At 62.8% G+C, this 15,715-nt stretch carries 12 protein-coding genes, 1 tRNA gene and 1 pseudogene; all 14 read left to right on the top strand.

Features of this window, described 5'->3' with window-relative positions:
- Nucleotides 1-333: pseudogene (locus F622_RS13510) on the top strand (elongation factor Tu); the annotation flags it as partial.
- 86 nt (nt 334-419) lie between these two features.
- Nucleotides 420-495 (top strand) — tRNA-Trp (locus tag F622_RS0113180).
- A 37-nt stretch (nt 496-532) separates the two neighbouring features.
- Nucleotides 533-898: a preprotein translocase subunit SecE gene (gene secE, locus F622_RS0113175; protein ID WP_018167854.1), complete on the top strand. Its 366-nt coding sequence runs from the start codon at nt 533-535 to the stop codon at nt 896-898.
- 17 nt (nt 899-915) lie between these two features.
- Nucleotides 916-1,449, top strand: a complete 534-nt coding sequence (gene nusG / locus F622_RS0113170; RefSeq protein ID WP_017940468.1) for a transcription termination/antitermination protein NusG — start codon at nt 916-918, stop codon at nt 1,447-1,449.
- Nucleotides 1,450-1,514: 65 nt separating this feature from the next.
- Entirely contained in the window at nt 1,515-1,946 is a 432-nt protein-coding gene (gene rplK / locus F622_RS0113165) for a 50S ribosomal protein L11 (RefSeq protein ID WP_018650512.1), read from the top strand.
- Nucleotide 1,947: 1 nt separating this feature from the next.
- Nucleotides 1,948-2,643, top strand: coding sequence for a 50S ribosomal protein L1 (rplA, locus tag F622_RS0113160; protein WP_018167856.1), 696 nt, complete (start codon nt 1,948-1,950; stop codon nt 2,641-2,643).
- A gap of 214 nt (nt 2,644-2,857) precedes the next feature.
- Complete coding sequence (gene rplJ, locus F622_RS0113155; protein WP_018143869.1) at nt 2,858-3,379, top strand: 50S ribosomal protein L10; 522 nt, start codon at nt 2,858-2,860, stop codon at nt 3,377-3,379.
- Between the two features lie 71 nt (nt 3,380-3,450).
- On the top strand, nt 3,451-3,828 hold the full coding sequence (rplL, locus tag F622_RS0113150) for a 50S ribosomal protein L7/L12 (RefSeq protein ID WP_018143870.1): 378 nt from the start codon (nt 3,451-3,453) through the stop codon (nt 3,826-3,828).
- Nucleotides 3,829-3,959: 131 nt separating this feature from the next.
- Complete coding sequence (rpoB, locus tag F622_RS0113145; RefSeq protein ID WP_018650510.1) at nt 3,960-8,039, top strand: DNA-directed RNA polymerase subunit beta; 4,080 nt, start codon at nt 3,960-3,962, stop codon at nt 8,037-8,039.
- Between the two features lie 71 nt (nt 8,040-8,110).
- On the top strand, nt 8,111-12,331 hold the full coding sequence (rpoC, locus tag F622_RS0113140) for a DNA-directed RNA polymerase subunit beta' (RefSeq protein WP_018167859.1): 4,221 nt from the start codon (nt 8,111-8,113) through the stop codon (nt 12,329-12,331).
- A gap of 108 nt (nt 12,332-12,439) precedes the next feature.
- Nucleotides 12,440-12,814 (top strand): 30S ribosomal protein S12, encoded by a 375-nt coding sequence (gene rpsL, locus F622_RS0113135; RefSeq protein ID WP_018143873.1) that lies wholly within the window; start codon nt 12,440-12,442, stop codon nt 12,812-12,814.
- Nucleotides 12,815-12,847: 33 nt separating this feature from the next.
- The gene (rpsG, locus tag F622_RS0113130; RefSeq protein WP_018143874.1) at nt 12,848-13,315 is read left to right on the top strand and encodes a 30S ribosomal protein S7; all 468 of its coding nucleotides are present in this window, start codon (nt 12,848-12,850) and stop codon (nt 13,313-13,315) included.
- Between the two features lie 22 nt (nt 13,316-13,337).
- Nucleotides 13,338-15,434, top strand: a complete 2,097-nt coding sequence (fusA, locus tag F622_RS0113125) for an elongation factor G (RefSeq protein ID WP_018167860.1) — start codon at nt 13,338-13,340, stop codon at nt 15,432-15,434.
- 45 nt (nt 15,435-15,479) lie between these two features.
- The coding region (locus tag F622_RS13545; RefSeq protein ID WP_019571673.1) for a GTP-binding protein at nt 15,480-15,715 on the top strand (236 nt) is incomplete at its 3' end.

Genomic DNA, 15,715 nt, shown 5'->3' with positions numbered 1-15,715 from the left:
GACGACGTCCAGCGTGGTCAGGTGCTGTGCAAGCCGGGTTCGATTACCCCGCACACGCACTTCGAGGCCGAGGTGTACATCCTGGGCAAGGAAGAGGGCGGTCGTCACACGCCGTTCTTCAACGGGTACCGTCCGCAGTTCTACTTCCGCACGACGGACGTGACGGGCTCGGTGGAGCTTCCGGAAGGCACCGAGATGGTGATGCCGGGTGACAACGTGAAGATGACGGTGTCCCTGATCAATCCGATCGCGATGGAAGACGGTCTGCGCTTTGCGATCCGCGAAGGCGGCCGCACTGTGGGCGCCGGCGTCGTCTCCAAGATCATCGAGTGATACAGTAGACAAGTTGACAGACTGACCGCGAGAGGCGGCGCCGTGTGCGTCGTCTCTCGCGTTTGTTTCTTGTCGATTCGATTTCTAGGCCAGTAGCTCAATTGGCAGAGCAGCGGTCTCCAAAACCGCAGGTTGGGGGTTCGAGTCCCTCCTGGCCTGCCATCTTCGAGATGGCGGCAGCACCGGGTGATACGTATTCATGAGTGAACAATCGGAACAGACCGGCGTGCTTGATACCGTCAAGCTCGCGGTGGCCGTGGCGCTGCTGATTGCCGGCGTCATGGGCTTCTATTGGTTCCAGGACGAATCCACTCTGATTCGCGTCCTCGGGCTGCTTGCCGTCGTGGGGGTCGCCATCGGGATCGCGATGACGACCGCCAAGGGCAGCCAGCTCGCCGGCTTTATGGGCAACGCGCGCACCGAGGTGCGCAAGATGGTGTGGCCCACCCGCGTAGAGACGACCCAGACCACGCTGATCGTCATTGCCGTCGTGATCCTGGTGGGGATCATGCTCTGGCTCCTGGACATGTTCCTGGGCTGGGGCATCAGTCGGTTCATCGGATAAGCAGCAGGATTTTCCCCATGGCACTACGCTGGTACGTCGTACAGGCATTCTCGGGTTTCGAGGCACAGGTGAAGCGGTCCCTGGAGGAGCGCATCGAGCGTTTCGGCATGCAGGACCACTTTGGCGAAATCCTGGTGCCCACCGAGGAGGTCGTCGAGATGAAGGACGGCCAGAAGCGCAAGAGTGAGCGCAAGTTCTTCCCCGGCTATGTCCTGGTTCAGATGGACCTCAACGACGAGGCCTGGCATCTGGTCAAGGCCGTGCCGCGCGTGCTCGGCTTCATCGGTGGCACCGCGGACCGTCCGGCGCCGATCAGCGACAAGGAAGCCGACGCGATTCTGCAGCGCATGCAGGAAGGCGCCGAAAAGCCGCGTCCGAAGGTGCTGTTCGAGGTGGGCGAGATGGTCCGCGTAATCGACGGCCCGTTCAACGATTTCAATGGCGTGGTCGAAGAAGTCAACTACGACAAGAGTCGTCTGCTAGTGGCGGTGCAGATTTTCGGGCGGTCGACGCCCGTGGAACTCGAGTTCCACCAAGTCGAGAAAACCTGAGACGCGCAAGCGTCATCACCTGTTAATCGGGGAGCCGCAAGGCGTTCGCACCCGAGGGAGTCCTCATGGCAAAGAAAATCGAAGCGTATATCAAGCTTCAGGTGGCGGCTGGCAAGGCCAACCCGAGCCCGCCCGTGGGCCCGGCGCTGGGTCAGCGCGGCGTGAACATCATGGAGTTCTGCAAGGCGTTCAACGCCCAGACCCAGGAGATGGAACCCGGTCTGCCGATTCCAGTGGTGATCACCGTGTATGCGGATCGCAGCTTCACGTTCATTACCAAGACGCCCCCGGCGGCGGTCCTGCTGAAGAAGGCGGCCGGCATTCAGTCCGGTTCCGGTCAGCCGAACACCAACAAGGTCGGCACCGTGACGCGCGCCCAGCTGGAAGAAATTGCGAAGACCAAGGAACCGGATATGACCGCGGCTGATCTCGATGCCGCCGTGCGTACCATCGCCGGCAGTGCCCGCAGTATGGGCCTCGAAGTGGAGGGTCTCTGACATGGCGAAGCTTTCCAAGCGTATGCAGGCCTATCGCGAGAAGGTGGAGCCGGGTCACCTGTATCCGGTCACCGAAGCCTTTGATCTCCTGCGTGACCTGCCCAAGGCCAAGTTCCGCGAGTCGGTGGACGTTGCCGTGAACCTCGGCGTGGACCCGCGCAAATCCGACCAGGTGGTGCGCGGTTCCACCGTGTTGCCGCATGGCAATGGCAAGACTGTGCGCGTGGCCGTGTTCACCCAGGGTGCGAACGCCGATGCCGCCAAGGAAGCCGGGGCCGATGTCGTCGGCATGGACGACCTCGCCGAACAGGTGAAGGCCGGCCAGATGGACTTCGACGTGGTGATCGCCTCCCCGGATGCGATGCGCGTCGTCGGCCAGCTCGGCCAGATTCTCGGCCCGCGCGGCCTGATGCCGAACCCGAAGGTCGGCACCGTGACCCCGGATGTGGCCACCGCGGTGACCAATGCCAAGGGTGGTCAGGTGCGCTACCGCACCGACAAGGGTGGCATCGTCCACTGCACTATTGGCGCGGCCGATTTCGACACGAATTCGCTTACCGACAATCTGAACGCCCTGCTGGCCGACCTGCTGAAGATGAAGCCGGCGACCTCCAAGGGGCAGTACGTCAAGGCCGTGGTCGTCTCGACGACCATGGGTCCGGGCGTCAAGGTCGATCAGGGCTCGTTGGAGCTCTAAGCAAGAAAATACGGTTTTTGGTCGGCTGTCGCGCAAGCGGCACGCCATCCAAGACCGCAGGCGCCGAGCTCCAGGGCCCGGCTTAATACACCAGCCTGCGCAGATGGTGTCACCCGATTCAGGAAGTACCTGCGACGGGAGCACCGAAGTGCCGGGTTCGCCCGGTTTCACGATCACCTCCGGGTGGTCTTACTAGAGGAGAGTCAACGTGGCTTTGAATCTCGACGACAAGAAGGCGATTGTCTCGGAGCTGGCTACGGTTGCTGCCTCGGCGCATTCCGCGGTCGCCGCGGAGTACCGGGGTCTCTCGGTCGCGCAGATGACCGACCTTCGTCGGCAGGCCCGCACTACCGGGGTCTATCTGCGGGTGGTGAAGAACAACCTCGCCAAGCGTGCCATTGAGGGTACGGATTTCGCGTGCATGCAGCCCGAGCTGCAGGGTCCGCTGATCCTTGCCTTCAGTGAAGAGGAGCCTGGCTCCGCGGCACGCCTGGTGAAGAACTTCGCCAAGGAAAACGATCAGCTGAAGGTCCGGCTGGTGTCCTTTGGTGGGCAGCTCATGGGGGCGAACGATCTCGATCGCCTCGCGAGCCTGCCGACCCGTGACGAGGCGCTCTCGCAGCTGCTCGCCACGATGAAGGCACCGCTCGACAAGTTCGCCCGTACGGTGAACGAAGTCCCGGGCAAGCTTGTGCGTACCGTTGCAGCAATCCGTGATCAGAAGCAGGCAGCCTGAAGAACCCTTCAAGCCTGCTTCTGCAGCATGTACTGAATGAATTCGGGCTCGACCCGTTAGGAGATTAAGAAATGGCCGTTTCGAAAGAAGATATCCTGGAAGCCATCGGCAACATGACGGTCCTGGAGATTGTGGACCTGATCAGCGAGATGGAAGAGAAGTTCGGCGTGTCCGCCGCTGCCGCTGTTGCGGCCGCCCCGGCTGCCGCTGGTGGCGAAGCCGCTGCCGCTGAAGTCAAGGACGAGTTCGACGTCGTGATGTCGAGCTTCGGCGAGAACAAGGTCGGCGTCATCAAGGTCGTCCGCGGCCTGACCGGTCTGGGTCTGAAGGAAGCCAAGGAAATGGTCGAAGGCGTGCCGGCGACCGTGAAGGAAGGCGCTCCGAAGGACGAGGCCGAGAAGATGAAGGCGGAGCTGGAAGGCGCGGGCGCCACCGTCGAACTGAAGTAAGAAGGCGCTTGCGCCTGTTGTTTTCGTGTACATCACGAAGCCCTGAGGCTGGCGGCCGTTTGGTCGCCAGCCTCAGCCCGTGGTGGCGCGTGTTTTGTCGCGCGTTGTTCAGCTAGCCTCCGAGGTAAGCCATGGCCCTCAGTTATACCGAAAAGAAACGTATCCGCAAGGACTTCGGGAAGCGTCCCCAGATCCTCGAAGTCCCGTACCTGCTGGAAACCCAGCTGACCTCCTATCGGGATTTCCTGCAGGCGGACCGAGCGTCCGACGGGCGGGATCCGATGGGCCTGCATGCGGCGTTTCAGTCGGTTTTCCCCATCGTCAGTTATTCCGGTCATGTCCAGCTCGAGTATGTGAGCTATCGCCTGGGCGAACCGATGTTCGACGTGAAGGAATGCCAGATCCGTGGCGTGACCTATGCGGCCCCGCTGCGAGTCCTCTTGCGCCTGGTGATCCACGACAAGGAAGCCCCGGCGGGTTCCACCGTGGTCAAGGAGGTCAAGGAGCAGGAAGTCTACATGGGCGAAATGCCGCTCATGACCGAGAACGGCACCTTTGTCATCAACGGTACCGAACGCGTAATCGTGTCGCAGTTGCACCGCTCGCCGGGCGTGTTCTTCGACAGCGACAAGGGCAAGACCCAGGGCAGTGCACAGAAACTGCTTTATAACGCCCGCATTATTCCGTACCGCGGCTCCTGGCTCGACTTCGAGTTTGACGCCAAGGACGGGGTCTTCGTGCGCATCGACCGTCGCCGCAAGCTGCCGGCGTCGATCCTGCTACGCGCACTGGGTATGGATACCGAAGAGATCCTCACCACCTTTTTCGAATTCAATCAGCTCACCCTCGACGATGACGGCGGCGAGCTGGACCTGATCCCCGAGCGCATGCGCGGCGAGACTGCCGTGATCGACATTACCGATGGCGAAACCGTCATTGTCGAGGCCGGTCGGCGTATTACGCCGCGCCATATCCGGGAGATCGAGAAGGCCGGCATCAACACCCTGCGGGTGCCGGACGAATACCTGCTGGGTCGGGTGCTGGCCAAGGGCGTGGTGGATGAATCCACCGGGGAATTGATCGCCAATGCCAATGACGCCCTGACCCAGGAGATGCTCGACAAGCTGCGCGCCGAGGGCGTGAAGTCGCTGGAGACCATCTACACCAACGACTACGACCACGGTCCGTACATGTCGGATACGCTGCGTCTGGATCCGACCAAGAGCCAGCTGGAGGCCCAGGTCGAGATCTACCGCGTGATGCGCCCGGGCGAGCCGCCGACCAAGGACGCGGCGGAGAACCTGTTCTCCAACCTGTTCTTCTCGGAAGATCGCTACGACCTGTCCGCCGTGGGCCGGATGAAGTTCAACCGCCGCGTGGGTCGCGATACCGACGAGGGCGCGGGCGTGCTGTCGCCGGAAGACATCCTGGATGTCCTCAAGGTGCTGATTGACCTGCGTAACGGCAACGGCCGTACCGATGACATCGACCACCTGGGCAACCGTCGCATCCGCAGCGTGGGCGAGATGGCGGAAAACCAGTTCCGCCTTGGCCTGGTGCGTGTCGAACGCGCGGTCAAGGAGCGTCTCACCGTCGCCGAGAGCGAAGGCCTGATGCCGCAGGAACTGATCAACGCCAAGCCGGTGGCCGCCGCGGTCAAGGAATTCTTCGGGTCCAGCCAGCTGTCGCAGTTCATGGACCAGAACAACCCGCTGTCCGAGGTGACGCACAAGCGGCGTATCTCGGCCCTGGGTCCGGGCGGACTTACCCGCGAACGTGCTGGCTTCGAAGTGCGCGACGTGCACCCGACGCATTACGGTCGCGTGTGCCCGATCGAGACTCCGGAAGGCCCGAACATCGGTCTGATCAACTCGCTGGCCGTGTATGCCCGCACGAACCGCTACGGCTTCCTGGAGACGCCGTATCGCAAGGTCGAAGAGGGCAAGGTGACCGAGGAGATCGTCTACCTCTCCGCGATCGAAGAAAGCCAGTACGTGATCGCCCAGGCGAACGCGGCGATGGACGAGGAAGGTCGCCTGAGCGATGACCTCGTGTCCTGCCGTCACCAGGAGGAGTTCACGATCTCGTCTCCGGACAAGATCCAGTACATGGACGTCTCGCCGAAGCAGATCGTGTCCGTGGCCGCCGCGTTGCTGCCATTCCTGGAGCATGACGATGCCAACCGCGCGCTGATGGGCGCGAACATGCAGCGTCAGGCCGTGCCGTGCCTGCGGGCCGACAAGCCGCTGGTGGGTACCGGTATCGAGCGCGCCGTCGCCATCGACTCCGGCTCCGCGATCGTCGCCAAGCGCGGCGGTACGGTGGACTCGGTGGACGCGGGTCGTGTGGTGGTCCGTGTGAACGACGACGAAACCGTCGCCGGCGAGCCGGGCGTGGATATCTACAACCTCACCAAGTACTCGCGGTCCAACCAGAACACCTCCATCAACCAGCGTCCTCTGGTTGCGGTGGGCGACGAAATCGCCCGCGGTGACGCGATTGCCGATGGCTCGTCCACGGATCTGGGCGAGCTCGCGCTGGGGCAGAACATGATGGTCGCGTTCATGCCTTGGAATGGCTACAACTTCGAAGACTCGATTCTGATCTCGGAGCGCGTGGTGCAGGAGGATCGTTACACCACGATCCACATCGAGGAGCTCAACTGTGTCGCTCGTGACACCAAGCTGGGCCAGGAAGAGATCACCGCGGATATCCCGAACGTCTCCGAGTCGTTGCTGAACAAGCTGGACGAGTCCGGCGTGGTCTACGTCGGGGCCGAGGTGAACCCGGGCGACATCCTGGTCGGCAAGGTCACGCCGAAGGGCGAGACCCAGCTGACGCCGGAAGAGAAGCTCCTGAGGGCGATCTTTGGCGAGAAGGCCTCGGACGTGAAGGACACCTCCCTGCGTGTGCCGTCCGGCATCGAGGGGACGGTGATCGACGTGCGTGTTTTCACCCGCGACGGTGTGGAGAAAGACGCCCGCGCCCGGTCGATCGAGGCCGACGATCTCGCCGCTGTGCAGAAGGACCTGAAGGACCAGCTGCGCATCTACGAGGATGACATCTACGCCCGCGTCGAAAGGCTGCTGGTCAACAAGACCGCCGCCGGTGGCCCGGATGGGCTGGGTGATGGCTCCAAGGTGACCAAGAAGTATTTGCAGGGGCTGTCCCGCGACAAGTGGTTCGAGGTCCGCCTGCAGGACGATGCGGTCAACAGCCAGCTGGAAGACCTGGGTCGCCAGATCAAGGATCAGCACGAGGCGTTCGAGAAGAAGTTCGAGCACCAGAAGGCCAAGCTGGCCGCGGGCGACGACCTGCCGCCAGGCGTGCAGAAGATGGTCAAGGTCTACGTGGCCGTGAAACGCCGCCTGCAGCCGGGCGACAAGATGGCCGGTCGCCACGGGAACAAGGGCGTGATCTCGATGATCGTGCCGGAAGAGGACATGCCGTTCCTCGAGGACGGTACCCCGGTCGACGTGGTGCTGAACCCGTTGGGCGTGCCCTCGCGCATGAACGTCGGCCAGGTGCTGGAAGTGCACCTGGGTTGGGCGGCCCGAGGTCTCGGCCACAAGATCAACCGCATGCTCGAGGCGCAAGCCGAGATCGCCAAGCTGCGCGAGTTCCTCGACAAGATCTACAACAACCGCGAACGCAAGGTGGACCTCGACTCCATGTCGGACCCCGAGATCATCACCCTGTGCCGCAATCTGCGCGGTGGCGTGCCGATGGCGACGCCGGTGTTCGACGGCGCCGAAGAGGCCGAGATCAAGGAGATGCTGCGTCTGGCGGACCTGCCGGAAACGGGGCAGGCCCAGTTGTACGACGGGCGTACCGGGGACGGCTTCGACCGCCCGGTCACCGTGGGCTACATGCACATGCTGAAGCTGAACCATCTGGTCGACGACAAGATGCATGCACGTTCCACCGGCCCGTACTCGCTGGTCACCCAGCAGCCGCTGGGCGGCAAGGCGCAGTTCGGTGGTCAGCGCTTCGGCGAAATGGAGGTCTGGGCACTGGAGGCCTACGGCGCCGCCTATACGCTGCAGGAAATGCTGACGGTGAAGGCGGACGACGTGCAGGGCCGCAACAAGATGTACAAGAACATCGTTGACGGTGAGCACCACATGGAGGCCAACGTCCCCGAGTCGTTCAACGTGCTCATGAAGGAGATCAAGGCGCTCGGCATCAACATCGAGCTCGAGCAGGACTGATCTTCTCCGATCCGATTGTGATCCGACGGGGCGCAGTGCGCCCCTCGAAACCAAGTTTGTGAGGCAAGCGAATGAAAGACCTCCTGAATCTGTTCAAGCAACAGACCCAGCCGGAAGAGTTCGATGCGATCCGCATCGGTCTTGCGTCCCCGGACCAGATCCGTTCCTGGTCCTTTGGCGAGGTGAAGAAGCCGGAAACCATCAATTACCGGACGTTCAAGCCGGAACGTGATGGCTTGTTCTGCGCGAAGATCTTCGGGCCGGTGAAGGACTACGAGTGCCTGTGCGGCAAGTACAAGCGCCTGAAGCATCGTGGCGTGGTGTGCGAGAAGTGCGGCGTCGAAGTGACCCAGACCAAGGTGCGGCGCGAACGCATGGGCCATATCGACCTGGCCTCGCCGGTTGCCCACATCTGGTACCTGAAGAGCTTGCCGTCCCGTATTGGCCTGCTGCTCGACATGACCCTGAAGGACATCGAGAAGGTCCTGTACTTCGAGTCCTTCATCGTCACCGATCCGGGCTTCACCACGCTGGAGAAGCGCCAGCTCCTGACCGACGAGGAATACCTCGAGGCGATGGAAGAGCACGGTGACGACTTCACCGCGCTGATGGGCGCGGAGGCCGTGCTGAGCCTGTTGAAGGAAATGGATCTGCCGGCCGAAGCGACGAAGCTGCGCCAGGACCTGACCGAGACCGGTTCCGAGACCAAGATCAAGCGCTTCGGCAAGCGGCTCAAGCTGGTCGAGGCCTTCCTCGATTCCGGCAACAAGCCGGAGTGGATGATCATGAAGGTGCTGCCGGTACTGCCGCCGGACCTGCGTCCGCTGGTGCCGCTGGATGGCGGCCGGTTTGCGACGTCCGACCTGAATGATCTGTACCGCCGGGTGATCAACCGCAACAACCGTCTGCGTCGCTTGCTGGAGCTGAATGCCCCGGACATCATCGTGCGCAACGAAAAGCGCATGCTGCAGGAGTCCGTGGACGCGCTGCTGGACAACGGCCGTCGCGGCCGTGCCATCACCGGTACCAACAAGCGCCCGCTGAAGTCCCTGGCCGACATGATCAAGGGCAAGCAGGGCCGCTTCCGCCAGAACCTGCTGGGCAAGCGTGTCGACTACTCCGGTCGCTCGGTGATCGTGGTGGGCCCGACTCTGCGCCTGCACCAGTGCGGTCTGCCCAAGCGCATGGCGCTGGAGCTGTTCAAGCCGTTCATCTTCGGCAAGCTGCAGCGCCGTGGTCTCGCGACCACCATCAAGGCCGCCAAGAAGGCGGTGGAAAAGGAAGGTCCCGAGGTCTGGGATATCCTGGAAGAGGTGATCCGCGAGCACCCGGTCATGCTGAACCGCGCGCCGACCCTGCACCGCCTGGGTATCCAGGCGTTCGAACCGGTATTGATCGAAGGCAAGGCGATCCAGCTGCACCCGCTGGTTTGCGCCGCGTTCAACGCGGACTTCGACGGTGACCAGATGGCCGTGCACGTGCCGCTGTCGCTGGAGGCCCAGCTGGAGGCGCGCACGCTGATGCTGTCCTCCAACAACGTGCTGTCCCCGGCCAATGGCGAGCCGATCATCGTGCCGTCGCAGGATATTGTCCTGGGGCTCTACTACCTGTCGCGCGAGAAGGTGAACGCGAAGGGCGAAGGCATGACGTTCGCCGACGTGGATGAAGTCCACCGCGCCTACGAGCACAAGCTGGTGGATCTGCACGCGCGCGTTACCGTGCGGATTGGCGACACCATGGCCGAGGTCAGCGAGGGCGAGAGCCTGCCGTACCTGCGCCTGGAGACCACCGTGGGTCGCGCGATTCTGTCGCGCATCATGCCCAAGGGTCTGCCGTTCGAGCTGATCGACCGCGAGCTGAACAAGAAGGCGATCTCCGGCCTGATCAACCAGTGCTATCGCCGCCTGGGTCTGAAGGATACGGTGGTGTTCGCGGACCAGTTGATGTACGCGGGCTTCTATTACTCCACCCGTGCCGGCGTCTCCTTCTGCGCCGACGACATGGTGATCCCGGACGAGAAGCAGCCGATCCTGCAGGGCGCCGAAGAACAGGTTAAGGAGATCGAGAACCAGTACGCCTCGGGTCTCGTGACCAAGGGCGAACGTTACAACAAGGTCGTGGATATCTGGTCTCACTGTAATGACCAGGTCGCCAAGGCCATGATGGAGCGGCTCGGCAAGGAGAAGGTCGTCAACAAGGATGGCGAGACGGTCGAGCAGAACTCGTTCAACTCGATCTTCATGATGGCCGACTCCGGTGCGCGTGGCTCCGCCGCGCAGATCCGTCAGCTGGCCGGCATGCGTGGCCTGATGGCCAAGCCGGACGGCTCGATCATCGAGACGCCGATCACGGCGAACTTCCGCGAAGGTCTGAACGTCTTGCAGTACTTCATCTCCACCCACGGCGCCCGTAAGGGGCTGGCCGATACGGCGTTGAAGACCGCAAACTCGGGCTACCTGACCCGCCGCCTGGTGGATGTCTCGCAAGACGTCGTGGTAACCCAGCCGGACTGCGGGACCCAGCAGGGTCTGCTGATGAAGCCCATCATTGAAGGCGGTGACGTGGTCGAGCCATTGCGCGATCGCGTGCTCGGGCGGACCACTGCGGTCGACGTGCTGCGCCCGGGTGCGGATGAGGTATTGATCCCCGCCGGCACGCTGCTCGATGAAGCGATGGTGGACTCCCTGGATGCCGCTTCGGTCGACGAAGTGCTGGTGCGTTCCGCGATTACCTGCGAGACCCGCCAGGGCATTTGTGCCAAGTGCTATGGGCGTGATCTGGCGCGTGGCCACGAGGTCAACGCCGGCGAGGCCGTGGGCGTCATCGCCGCGCAGTCGATCGGCGAGCCGGGTACCCAGCTGACGATGCGTACCTTCCATATTGGCGGGGCCGCGAGCCGGGCCGTGACGGTTAGTGCGATCCAGGTGAAGAGCTCCGGTTCTGTCCGTCTGCATAACCTGAAGACGGTCACCAACAAGGCCGGCAACCTGGTCGCGGTCTCGCGCTCCGGCGAGCTGGGTGTGATCGACGATCAGGGTCGCGAACGGGAGCGCTACAAGATTCCCTATGGCGCGCTTATCACGGTCCACGACAGCGATGCCGTGGAAGCTGGGCAGGAAGTCGCGAGCTGGGATCCGCATACCCATCCGATCGTCACCGAGGTGGCCGGTAACCTGCGTCTCGCGGACTTCGTGGAGAACGTGACGGTCACCAAGGAGACCGATGAGTTCACCGGCCTGTCGTCCAACGTGGTCCTGGATCCGAAGAGCCGCTCTACGGCGGGCAAGGATCTGCGCCCGACGGTCAAGCTGCTGGACGACGACGGCAACGAGGTGTACATCCCGGGGACCGACATGCCCGCGCAGTACATGCTGCCGGCCAATGCGATCTTCAACCTGGAGGACAACGCCCGGGTCGAGGTGGGTGACGTCATTGCCCGCCTGCCGCAGGAATCCTCCAAGACGCGTGACATCACCGGTGGTCTGCCGCGTGTGGCCGACTTGTTCGAGGCGCGGCGTCCCAAGGAGCCGGCGGTGCTGGCCGAGATCTCGGGTACCGTGTCCTTCGGCAAGGAGACCAAGGGCAAGCAGCGTCTCGTGATCACCCCGGACAAGGGTGACCCGGTCGAGATGATGATTCCCAAGCTGCGTACCGTGAACGTGTTCGAAGGCGAGCGTGTCGAGCGTGGCGAGGTCGTGGTGGACGGTGAGCTGGATCCGCATGACATCATCCGTCTGCGCGGTGTCACCACCCTGGCCGAGTACCAGGTCCAGGAGATCCAGGACGTTTACCGTCTCCAGGGTGTGAAGATCAACGACAAGCACATCGAGGTGATCGTCCGCCAGATGATGCGCAAGGTGAACATCGAGGACGCCGGCGACACCAAGTTCCTCGCCGGGGACCAGGTGGATCGCATTCGGGTGCTGGAGGAGAACGAGCAGCTGGGTGCCGACAAGCAGCCGGCAACCTACGAGCGCGTGCTCCTGGGTATCACCAAGGCGTCGCTGGTGACCGAGTCGTTCATCTCTGCGGCCTCCTTCCAGGAGACCACCCGCGTGCTCACCGAGGCCTCGACCCGCGGTGCGCGTGATGATCTGCGCGGCCTGAAGGAAAACGTGATTGTCGGACGCCTGATCCCCGCGGGGACGGGCCTCGCCTATCACAAGGAGCGTCGCCGCAAGCGCGCACTGGAAATGCCCGAGTTCGAGACGGTCGCGGAGGCGCCGGCGGTGATCGCCGACTCCGAACCGGCTACGACCGACCCGGGTACCACGGAAGACGGGTCCGAGTGACCCGTCCCACCTTGACACTCACGGGGGCGGCGATTAGACTTCCGCTCCCTCGACAGTCCGGTCTCGGCGCCGGCCTGTCGTTATTTTTAGGCTAGGAGAAAGGGTTTCATGGCCACGATCAACCAGTTGGTACGCAAGCCCCGCAAGCGCCCCGTCGAAAAGAGCGACGTGCCGGCGCTGCAGGGTTCCCCGCAGAAGCGCGGGGTCTGCACCCGTGTCTACACGACCACCCCGAAGAAGCCGAACTCCGCGCTGCGCAAGGTTGCGCGCGTACGGCTGACCAACGGCTACGAAGTCAGTAGCTACATCGGTGGGGAAGGCCACAACCTGCAGGAGCACTCGGTGGTCCTGATTCGTGGCGGCCGTGTTAAGGATCTCCCGGGTGTGCGTTACCACACGGTGCGCGGCAGCCTGGACACCCAGGGTGTGCAGAAGCGCATGCAGGGCCGATCCAAGTACGGCACCAAGCGTCCCAAATCCTAACCGTGATCCATGATCCAGTCCGGGAACTGAAACATGTCTAGAAGAGCAGCAGCCCCCAAGCGTCACATCCTCCCCGACCCGAAGTTCGGAAGCGAGCGCCTGGCCAAGTTCATCAACACGGTGATGCGTGACGGCAAGAAGTCCGTCGCCGAACAGGTCGTGTATGGCGCCCTGGATCAGATCGAGTCCAAGCAGGGCGACGGGATGGGTGCGCTGGAACGCGCCCTGGATAACATTCGCCCGCGTGTCGAGGTGAAGTCCCGCCGCGTTGGTGGTGCGACCTACCAGGTTCCGGTGGAAGTGCGCTCGGTGCGTCAGGATGCGCTGGCCATGCGCTGGGTGGTCGAGGCCGCCCGCAAGCGGGGCGAGCGCACCATGGCCCTGAAGCTGGCCGGCGAACTGATGGACGCCTCGGACAGCAAGGGTTCGGCCGTCAAGAAGCGCGAAGACACTCACCGCATGGCGGAAGCGAACAAGGCGTTCGCTCACTTCCGCTGGTAAACCAGATTTAGAGAGGCTCACCGTGGCACGCAAGACACCACTGAAGCGCTACCGGAATATCGGGATCAGCGCGCACATCGACGCCGGCAAGACGACGACGACCGAGCGCATCCTGTTCTATACCGGTCTGTCGCACAAGATCGGCGAGGTGCATGACGGCGCCGCCACGATGGACTGGATGGAGCAGGAGCAGGAGCGCGGGATCACCATTACCTCCGCGGCGACCACCAGCTTCTGGTCCGGCATGGCCAAGCAGTTCGACGAGCATCGAGTGAACATCATCGATACGCCCGGGCACGTGGACTTCACCATCGAGGTCGAACGTTCCATGCGCGTGCTCGACGGGGCGGTCATGGTGTATTGCGCCGTGGGCGGTGTGCAGCCGCAGTCCGAGACGGTCTGGCGTCAGGCGACCAAGTACGCCGTGCCGCGTCTCGCGTTCGTCAACAAGATGGACCGCGCCGGCGCCGACTTCCTGCGCGTCTACGAGCAGATGAGGGAGCGCCTGCAGGCCAACCCGGTGCCGATCCAGCTGCCGATTGGCGCCGAGGACCAGTTCAAGGGTGTGATCGACCTGGTCAAGATGCAGGCGATCTACTGGGACGAAGAGAACTTCGGTATCAGCTTCGAGTACAAGGACATCCCCGATGACCTGAAGGCCGAAGCCGACAAGTGGCGCGAGAACATGCTCGAGGCCGCCGCCGAGGCGAACGAAGAGCTGATGGATAAGTACCTCAACGAGGGTGACCTCAGCGAGGAAGAGGTCAAGTCGGCCCTGCGTCAACGGACCCTGGCGCTCGAGATTGTCCCGATGCTGTGCGGTTCCGCCTTCAAGAACAAGGGCGTCCAGGCAATGCTGGATGCGGTTGTCGAGTACCTGCCCTCTCCGGAGGAGGTCAAGGCGATCAAGGGCGTGAAAGCAGGCACCGAAGAGCCGGTGGCCAAGCACGCGTCGGACGACGAGCCCTTCGCGGCTTTGGCGTTCAAGATCATGACCGACCCCTATGTGGGTTCCCTGACCTTCGTCCGCGTTTATTCGGGCGTGCTGTCGGCCGGGGACTCGGTGCTGAATACGCAAAACAACCGCCGCGAGCGGATTGGGCGTATCCTGCAGATGCACTCCAACTCCCGCGAGGAGATCAAGGAGCTGCGTGCAGGCGACATCGGCGCGGTAGTGGGCCTGAAGGATCTCTACACGGGTACGACGCTGTGCGATCCGAATGACCCGGTCGAACTCGAACGCATGGAGTTCCCGGAGCCGGTGATCTCCATCGCGGTCGAACCGAAGACCAAGACCGACCAGGAAAAGATGGGTATCGCGCTGAACAAGCTGGCGCAGGAAGATCCGTCCTTCAAGGTGCATACCGACGAAGAGTCCGGTCAGACCATCATCTCGGGTATGGGCGAGCTCCATCTCGAGGTGCTGGTGGACCGCATGAAGCGCGAGTTCAAGGTCGAGGCCAACGTTGGGCAGCCCCAGGTGGCCTACCGCGAGACCATTCGCAAGACGGTCGAGCAGGAAGGCAAGTTTGTGCGGCAGTCGGGTGGTCGCGGCCAGTATGGCCACGTGTGGCTGCGCCTCGAGCCGCTGGAACCCGGTAGCGGGTACCAGTTCGAGAACGCCATCGTGGGCGGTGTGGTGCCCAAGGACTACATCCCGGCGGTCAACAAGGGTGTGGCCGAGCAGATGTCCAATGGTGTGCTCGCCGGCTATCCGGTCGAGGACGTGAAGGTCACGCTGTTCGATGGCTCCTACCATGACGTTGACTCCAACGAGATGGCGTTCAAGGTTGCGGGCTCCATGGCCTTCAAGGAAGGCGCGCTGAAGGCCGGCGCCGTGCTTCTTGAGCCGATGATGAAGGTCGAGGTGGAAACACCCGAAGAGTACATGGGCGACGTGATGGGCGACCTCAATCGCCGTCGTGGCCTGGTGAAGGGCATGGAAGACGTCGCCGGGCAGAAGCTGCTGCGGGCCGAGGTTCCCCTGTCCGAGATGTTCGGCTACTCGACCCAGTTGCGCTCGATGAGTCAGGGTCGCGCGACCTACTCGATGGAATTCGAGAAGTACGCCGAGGCCCCCGCGCAGATCGCCGAGGCGGTAGCCGCCAAAGCGTCCTGATCCCGAATTCGCGTTATTTGAAAGAACTGTAAAGAGGTTTGAGCTGTGTCCAAGGAAAAGTTCGAGCGTAAGAAGCCGCATGTGAATGTGGGTACGATTGGTCATGTGGACCATGGGAAAACGACGCTGACGGCGGCGATGACGGCGGTGCTGGGCAAGAAGTACGGTAGTGAAGCCCGTGCATTTGACCAGATCGACAACGCGCCGGAAGAGAAGGCGCGCGGTATTACGATTGCGACCGCGCACGTCGAGTACGAATCCGACCTTCGTCACTATGCGCA

The organism is Thioalkalivibrio sp. ALMg3 (assembly GCF_000381225.1).
Taxonomy (GTDB): Bacteria; Pseudomonadota; Gammaproteobacteria; order Ectothiorhodospirales; family Ectothiorhodospiraceae; genus Thioalkalivibrio; species Thioalkalivibrio versutus.
The sequence above is the reverse complement of the archived record's forward strand: the minus strand, read 5'-3'. Positions and strand labels throughout refer to the sequence as shown.